Here is a 7967-nt window from a genome sequence, read left to right on the forward strand (position 1 = left end):
TGCGGGCATAGTCGGAGAGTTTCATTGACCCTGGAAGTCCTACATGTGCCGCCGACCGGTGCCGCCGCCGGGCCGCCCTTGCTGTTCATCCATGGCTCGTATTGTGCCGCTTGGATATGGGAAACCCATTTTCTGCCGTTTTTCGCCAGCCTCGGCTTTGACTGCCATGCGCTGTCCTTGCGCGGCCATGGCGGCTCGGATGGGACGGTGGAATGGGCGTCGTTGGCCGATTATGTCGCCGATGTCGCCCAGGTGGCGGCATCGCTGGATCGTCCGCCGGTGCTGATCGGCCATTCCATGGGCGGTCTGGTCGCCCAGCACGTGGTCGCCGATGGCCATCCGGCCTGCGGCATGGCGCTGTTGGCCTCGACGCCGCCATCGGGCCTGGGGGCCTCCAGCCTGCACATGATGGCCCATGCCCCCGACGTGCTGTTTCAACTGGGGCTGCTGCAAAGTCTGGGGCCGCACATGGTGTCGCCCAACGTCATGCATCGGGCGTTGTTTTCCGATCACACCGACCCCAATCACGTGGTGTGGATGATGAACCATCTGCAAAAGGAATCCACCCGCATCACCGCTGAATTGCTGCTGCCCGCCCGCCCGTGGCCGCCGGGCGGCGCGCCCGTGCCGGTGCTGGTGGTGGGCGGCGATGCCGACAAATTCCTGCCGGTATCGGCTTTCAATGAAACCGCCAAGCATTGGCAGGGCGAATTGCACGTTTTGGCCGGGGCGCCGCACGGGCTGATGGCCGACAGCCATTATTGGCGGCCGACGGCGGATTTGCTGCTGGATTGGCTCAGGCGAAATACCGTCTGAGCCGGCCCAGCGCCTCGTCGATGGCCTGATCGGTCTTGGCGAAGCAGAAGCGGGCATAATGTTTGGGGGCGTCGGTCTCGAAGAAGGCGCTGACGGGGATGGCGGTGACCCCGGCCCGCTCGGTGATGTGGGTGCAGAAATCGCGGTCGTCACCCTTGAAGCCCAAGGGGCGGAAATCCGCCGACAGAAAATAAGAGCCGTGGCAGGGCAGGGGGGCAAGGCCGATCTCGGCCAGACCTTGCGCCAGCCGGTCGCGCCGCGCCGCCAAGGTGGCCGGCAAATTGGCCATATAGGCGCCGGCATGCTCCAACCCCCAGGCCACCGCCGCTTGCAGGGCCGGTGCGGTGGTGAAGGTCAGGAATTGGTGGGCCTTGGCGATGGGGGCCAGCAGGGTTGGGGCGGCCACCACCCAGCCCACCTTCCAGCCGGTCAGGGAGAAGATCTTGCCCGCCGAGCCCACCTTGGCGCAGCGCCCGCGCATACCCGGCAGGCTCATCAGCGGGATATGGGGGCGGTCATCATAGGTCAGGTGTTCATAGACCTCGTCGCAGACGGCATAGGCGTCGTGGTGTTCCAGCAATTGGGCGATGAAGGCCAGTTCGTCGGCGTCGAACACCTTGCCGCACGGATTGGCCGGGCTGTTCAGCATCAGCACCTTGGTCTTGGGGCCGAAGGCATCGGCCAGGGCTTGGCGCGGCAGCGACCAATCCGGCGCCTGCAGGCGGACGATGCGCGGCACGCCGCCGGCCCGGCGGATGATCGGCAGATAGGAATCGTAAAGCGGCTCGATCACCACCACCTCGTCGCCGGGCTCGATCAGGCCGAACAGACAGGCGGCCAACGCCTCGGTGGCGCCCGAGGTCACCATCACCTCGGTTTCGTCCACCCCGGTGGCCCAAAAGCGGTTTTCATGCGCCGCCACCGCCTGACGCAGCGGGACGATACCCATCATCGACGGATATTGATGCGGCCCGTCGATCACCGCCTGGGCCAGGCGCTCGATCACCGGCGGCGGCTCCAGCCCCTCGGGAAAACCTTGCCCCAGATTGATGGCGCCATGGTGCTGCGCCAGGCGCGACATGGTTTCAAAGATGGTGGTGCCGCAGGCGGAGAAGACCGAATTGGCGCTGGGCATGGCGGGAACCTTGGCTGTTGCACGGGCGGCGGTACTTTAACATCAAGCGTGCGCGGGTCGATGCCTAATAAGTGTGCTTAAGTGCCCGAATAATCAGCAGTTTCAGTGGCGGATTTGCGACAAAGGCCACAGTTTTCTTGATGGCGGAACTGGCACGATGCGTGCTAAATGATGACCCGCGCTTTGCCGCTGGTTCCACGCTTTTCGAGAGACGCGGTTTCATGAAAAAGATCGAAGCGATCATCAAGCCCTTCAAGCTGGATGAGGTTAAGGAAGCCCTGCACGAAGTTGGGCTTCAGGGTCTGACCGTCACCGAAGCCAAGGGTTTCGGTCGGCAAAAGGGCCATACCGAATTGTACCGTGGCGCCGAGTACGTGGTGGACTTCCTGCCCAAGGTGAAGATCGAGCTGGTCATTGATGACGGGCTGGTCGAACGGGCTGTCGAAGCCATCCAACAGGCCGCCCACACGGGCCGCATCGGCGACGGCAAGATTTTCATTTCCCCGGTCGAGGAAGCCATCCGCATCCGCACCGGAGAAAAGGGCAACGACGCCATCTGATGCTTTCCGCTTCTCGGCAAGCCTTTGACTTATAAATTTTCGCGTTTTCCACAATAAACAGGAATTGTGACCATGGCCGACAACGTCAAGAAGGTCCTTGAAATGATCAAGGAAAACGACGTGAAGTACGTCGATTTCCGTTTCACCGATCCGCGCGGCAAGTGGCAGCACACTGCCCAGCACGTCTCCACCGTGGACGAAGACATGCTGACCGAAGGTCTGATGTTCGACGGCTCCTCCATCGCTGGTTGGAAGGCGATTGATCAGTCCGACATGGTGCTGATGCCCGACAGCTCGACCGCCGTCATGGACCCCTTCGCCGCCCAGTCGCAGATGATCATCTTCTGTGACATCATCGAGCCGGCCACCGGCCAGCTGTATGACCGCGATCCCCGCGCCATCGCCAAGCGCGCCGAGCGCTATGTGGTCGAATCGGGCGCCGGCGACACCGCCTTCTTCGGCCCGGAAGCCGAATTCTTCGTGTTCGACGACGTAAAGTTCAAGACCGGCATGAATGTCGGCTATTACGAACTGTCGTCGGAAGACGGCGCCGAAGCCTCGGGCAAGGAATTCCAGGAAGGTAACCTGGGCCACCGTCCGGGCGTCAAGGGCGGCTACTTCCCGGTTCCGCCGGTGGACGCTTCGGTCGACATGCGCGCCGAAATGCTCACCATCATGGGTGAAATGGGTCTGCCCATCGAAAAGCATCACCACGAAGTTGCGTCGTCGCAGCACGAGTTGGGCTGCAAGTTCGGCACCATGGTTCAGGCCGCCGACTGGATGCAGATCTACAAGTACGTGGTCCACAACGTCGCCGCGTCCTATGGCAAGTCGGCCACCTTCATGCCGAAGCCGATCTATGGCGATAACGGCTCGGGCATGCACGTGCACCAGTCCATCTGGAAGGACGGCAAGCCGCTGTTCGCCGGTTCGGGCTATGCCGACCTGTCGGACACCGCGCTCTACTACATCGGCGGCATCATCAAGCATGCCAAGGCGCTGAACGCCTTCACCAACCCGCTGACCAACTCGTACAAGCGCCTGATCCCCGGCTTCGAAGCCCCGGTGCTGCTGGCCTACTCGGCCCGCAACCGTTCGGCCTCGTGCCGTATTCCGTACGCGACCAGCCCGAAGGCCAAGCGCGTCGAAATCCGCTTCCCCGATCCGGGCGCGAACCCGTATCTGGCCTTCTCCGCCATGCTGATGGCCGGCCTGGACGGTATCGCCAACAAGATCCATCCCGGCGAAGCCATGGACAAGAACCTGTACGACCTTCCCCCGGAAGAGCTCAAGCAGGTCCCGACCGTGTGCGGCTCGTTGCGTGAAGCCCTGGACAACCTGCGGGCCGACAACGACTTCCTGTGCAAGGGCGACGTGTTCTCGAAGGAATTCATCGAGGCCTACATCGACCTCAAGTTCGAGGAAGTCTACAAGTTCGAACACACCCCGCACCCGGTGGAATTCTCCATGTACTACTCGGTCTGATCCGGGTAGACGGGTTAAAGGTTACGAACAGCCCCGCCGGTGCGAACCGGCGGGGTTTTTCTTTGCTTGCGGTCGCAGCGTCCGGCGGCTATTTTGCCCTTCTCCTTTGGGGAGTAGCCGCTCTCGCCTAGCAGAGAGGGGCGCGTCAACAGACTTGGCCTTTTGGGGCCGTGGCGCGTCCGGCCATCGGGTTTGGCAAGACCATGGGTTGCGGGTTCCGTCCGGCCGGGCGGGGACCTTTGCAGCCTCGTGCGTCTTGCCCGGCCTTGGATTGTTCCCGTGGAAGCCTTTCTCGTTTCGACCGGTATCGTCGCCATCGCTGAAATCGGCGACAAGACCCAATTGCTGGCCCTGCTGCTGGCCGCCAAGTTCCGCCGCCCCGTGCCCATCATTCTGGGTATTTTCGTCGCCACCATCGCCAACCATGCGGGGGCGGCGGCCCTTGGCGCGGCCATCTCCGCCCTGATCGGCCCCGATACCATGCGCTGGCTGCTGGCGGCGGGCTTTGCCGCCATGGGTATCTGGGTCTTGGTGCCCGACAAGGTCGACGACGACGAGGCGCCGAAAGCGCCGCGTTTCGGCGTTTTCGGTGCCACTGTCATCGCCTTCTTCTTGTTGGAGATGGGGGACAAGACCCAGATCGCCACCATCGCCCTGGCGGCGCGTTACAGCGAATGGTGGGTGGTGACCATGGGTACCACCTTGGGGATGATGATCGCCAATGTGCCTGCCGTGCTGATCGGCCAGGCCGCCGCCACCACCTTGCCGCTGCCGGTGGTGCGGGTGGTGGCCGCCCTGGCCTTTTTCGTTCTGGCGGTTCTGTTGGCCCTGGATTCGTTCCCGCAGCTTGTGGGCTGATTTTTCAGTCCAAAGAGGGCAAGAAACCGTTTGCAGGGGGCGGGGGATGGCGCTATAAGAACGGCCTCGCAGGCGACCGGAGTGTAGCTCAGCCTGGTAGAGCACTGTCTTCGGGAGGCAGGGGCCGGAGGTTCGAATCCTCTCACTCCGACCAATAAAACCCCAGTTGGACTTGTCCGGCTGGGGTTTTTCTTTGTTTGGCGCCCGCGCCCCCGGCGGCTACAGTGAATGGCGTTACCTGACGGGGAAATGCCATGCAGCGTGTCGATGACAAGAATTTGCGGGCCAGGGTCAAGCTGTTCGGCAATATCCTGGGTACAGTCCTGGCCGAACAGGAACGCCCGCAGGTTCTGGAGACGGTGGAAGCCCTGCGCAAGGGTTTCATCGACCTGCGCCAGCACGAAGACCCGGCCAAGCGCCGGGCGTTGATGCGGCTGATCGGCGCGCTTGATCCGCACACCCTGTCCCATGTGGTGCGCGCCTTTGCCACCTATTTCCTCCTCGCCAATATCGCCGAGGAGGATTTCGCCAACCAGCAGCGCCGCCGCCACGTGCAAAGCGGCGAGCGGCTGTGGTACGGCTCGTTCGACGACACCTTGCGCCAATTGAAGGCCGAAGGGGTGAGCGCCGGCCAATTGCAGCAGATGCTGGACGCGCTACGCTTTCAGCCGGTGTTCACCGCCCACCCGACCGAGGCCAAGCGCCGCGCCGTGTTGGAAGCCCAGCGCCGGCTTTACGTGCTGGCCCGGCGTCTCAACGACCCCAATCTGGCCGAGCATCAACGCCGGTCGCTGGATCAGCAGATCCTCAATCAGGTCCAGGTGTTGTGGAAGACCGACGAGGTCCGCATCCAAAAGCCGGTGGTGGAAGACGAGATCAAGAACGGCCTGTTCTATTTCCGCGAGACTTTGTTCGACACCGTGCCCCGGGTCTATCGCAACCTGGAACGCGCGCTCGATAACGTCTATGCCGACGAGGGCGGGGCCAAGGCCTTCCGCGTTCCGGCCTTTTTGCGCTTCGGCTCGTGGATCGGCGGTGACCGCGACGGCAATCCCTTCGTCACCCACGACGTCACCAAGATGGCGGTGCGGCTGCAATCGCGCGAGGTGCTGAAGCATTATCGCCGCCGCATCGAGGAATTGCAGGTGCAGTTGACTCATTCCGCCTCGCTGGTCAGGCCGTCGCCGGTCTTCGAGGCGCGCATGACCGCCGACGAGGACATCGTCGCCGAAGCCTTCGGCGCCAAGCCGGGGCGCTATGCCTTCGAGCCCTACCGGCGCAAGCTGCATCTGATGCATTATCGTCTGGGCCGCCAGATCGCCCGTATCGAGACGCTGTTGGACGGCGGCAGCGACCCCGGACGCGGCGCCGGCTATGGGTCGGAAGACGATCTGCTGGCCGATCTGCTGGCCATCAGCGATTCGCTGATCAGCCACGGCGATTCCAATGTCGCCGCCGCCGAGTTGCAGGACATGATCGCCCTGGTCCGCACCTTCGGCTTTTTCCTGGCCGAGTTGGATATTCGGCAGGAATCGTCGCGCCATACCCAGGCGGTGGCGGAATTGTTCGCCAAGGCGCCCAATCTGCCCGATTACAACGAGTTGAACGAAAGCGCCCGTGTCGGCGTGCTGGCCGATCTGCTGTCCCATGCCGGCACCCCTTTGCTCTATGCCCAGGATTTGTCCGACGGCACCCGCGAAATCCTGCGGGTGATGCGGACCATGGCTGATCTGCGGCGCGAGATCAGCCCGCGCGCCTTCGGCGCCTATGTGATTTCCATGACCCATCAGGCCAGCCATGTGCTGGAGGTGCTGTTTCTGGCCAGCTTCGCCGGCCTGTGCGGACGCCATCAGGACGGGTCGTGGCATTGCGACATCCGGGTGGCGCCGTTGTTCGAGACCATCGATGATCTGGCCAAGATCGAGCCGACCTTGGAGCAATTGCTGGATGTCGGCACCTATCGGGCGCTGCTCAAGCAATCGGGCAATATCCAGGAAGTGATGCTGGGCTATTCGGATTCGTGCAAGGACGGCGGCATCCTGGCGTCGAGCTGGAGCCTGTACAAGGCCCAGCGCCTGATCAGCCGCAGCACGGAAACCCGAGGGCTCGCCTGCCGGGTGTTTCATGGCCGCGGCGGTTCGGTGGGCAGGGGCGGTGGTCCCACCCATGACGCTATCCTGGCGCAGCCGCCGGGTACGGTGAACGGCGATATCAAGTTCACCGAGCAGGGCGAGGTGCTGTCGGCCAAGTATTCCAATGCCGACACCGCCACCTATGAACTGACCATGGGGGTGTCGGGGCTGATCAAGGCCAGCCGCTGCATGAGCGTCGCCTGTACCCCCGACCGTGCCGATTTCATCGAGATCATGGACGATCTGGCCCAGCGCGGCGAGGCCAGCTATCGCGACCTCACCGATCGCACCCCCGGCTTTATCGATTATTTCTATGAAGGCACCCCGGTGGCGGAAATCGGCCTGTTGAACATCGGTTCGCGCCCGTCGCACCGGTCCAAGGGCGATCGGTCGAAATATTCGGTGCGCGCCATTCCCTGGGTGTTCGCCTGGGCGCAATCGCGTCAGACCATCCCCGCCTGGTATGGCATCGGCAGTGCGTTGAAGGGCTGGCGCGGCGACGATGCCGAGCGGCTGCAAACCTTGCGGGCCATGGTGCGTGAATGGCCGTTCTTCCGCGCGCTGTTGTCCAATAGCGCCATGTCGCTGTCCAAGTCGGAAATGTCCATCGCCCGTGAATACGCGGATTTGTGCGGTGAGGCCGGGGGCAGCGTTTTTGACCGCATCCAGGCCGAGTTCAACGAGTCCAACACCCAGATGCTGGAGGTGTTCGAGGCTGACGAATTGCTGGGCGACAACCGGCAACTGGCCATGTCGCTGGCCCGGCGCAACCCCTATCTGGACCCCATCAACCACATCCAGATCATCGCGTTGCGGCATTATCGTGATGCGCCGGAAAGCGATCAAGCGGAACGCCTGCGCTGGCAATTGCCGTTGCTGCGCTCCATCAACGCCCTGGCGGCGGGGATGCGCAATACCGGGTGATGATGCCCCGGGGAAAAGTCCTTCGCTTCGCTCAGTGTAATTTCCCCCGAAGTCTGA

6 protein-coding genes, 1 tRNA gene and 1 riboswitch are annotated in these 7967 nt (G+C 62.9%); of the genes, 6 read left to right on the forward strand and 1 reads right to left on the reverse strand.

What is annotated here, in order from left to right:
- The first annotated feature begins 24 nt into the window (after positions 1–24).
- A complete protein-coding gene (locus tag MGMSRV2_RS00720; RefSeq protein WP_024078402.1) occupies positions 25–816 on the forward strand; it encodes an alpha/beta hydrolase in 792 nt (263 codons plus the stop codon).
- Here MGMSRV2_RS00720 and MGMSRV2_RS00725 read toward each other — a convergent pair.
- Positions 797–1951: an aminotransferase gene (locus MGMSRV2_RS00725; RefSeq protein ID WP_024078403.1), complete on the reverse strand. Its 1155-nt coding sequence runs from the start codon at positions 1949–1951 to the stop codon at positions 797–799. The genes MGMSRV2_RS00720 and MGMSRV2_RS00725 overlap by 20 nt on opposite strands.
- A gap of 221 nt (positions 1952–2172) precedes the next feature.
- Between MGMSRV2_RS00725 and MGMSRV2_RS00730 the strand changes: the two genes are divergently transcribed.
- The 5 genes from MGMSRV2_RS00730 to ppc all read left to right on the forward strand — a co-directional run bounded on the left by MGMSRV2_RS00730 (position 2173) and on the right by ppc (position 7910).
- Positions 2173–2511: a P-II family nitrogen regulator gene (locus tag MGMSRV2_RS00730; protein ID WP_024078404.1), complete on the forward strand. Its 339-nt coding sequence runs from the start codon at positions 2173–2175 to the stop codon at positions 2509–2511.
- Between the two features lie 72 nt (positions 2512–2583).
- Positions 2584–3996 carry a type I glutamate--ammonia ligase gene (gene glnA, locus MGMSRV2_RS00735; protein ID WP_024078405.1) on the forward strand — a complete coding sequence of 471 codons (1413 nt, stop codon included), beginning with the start codon at positions 2584–2586 and terminating at the stop codon, positions 3994–3996.
- A gap of 103 nt (positions 3997–4099) precedes the next feature.
- Positions 4100–4273, forward strand: a riboswitch (yybP-ykoY riboswitch).
- 2 nt (positions 4274–4275) lie between these two features.
- Positions 4276–4854: a TMEM165/GDT1 family protein gene (locus MGMSRV2_RS00740; protein ID WP_024078406.1), complete on the forward strand. Its 579-nt coding sequence runs from the start codon at positions 4276–4278 to the stop codon at positions 4852–4854.
- Between the two features lie 77 nt (positions 4855–4931).
- A tRNA-Pro gene (locus MGMSRV2_RS00745) sits at positions 4932–5008 on the forward strand.
- 100 nt (positions 5009–5108) lie between these two features.
- Positions 5109–7910: a phosphoenolpyruvate carboxylase gene (gene ppc / locus MGMSRV2_RS00750; RefSeq protein ID WP_024078407.1), complete on the forward strand. Its 2802-nt coding sequence runs from the start codon at positions 5109–5111 to the stop codon at positions 7908–7910.
- Positions 7911–7967 lie beyond the last annotated feature (57 nt).

The sequence above is a fragment of the Magnetospirillum gryphiswaldense MSR-1 v2 genome, assembly GCF_000513295.1.
In the GTDB taxonomy this organism is placed as follows: Bacteria; Pseudomonadota; Alphaproteobacteria; order Rhodospirillales; family Magnetospirillaceae; genus Magnetospirillum; species Magnetospirillum gryphiswaldense.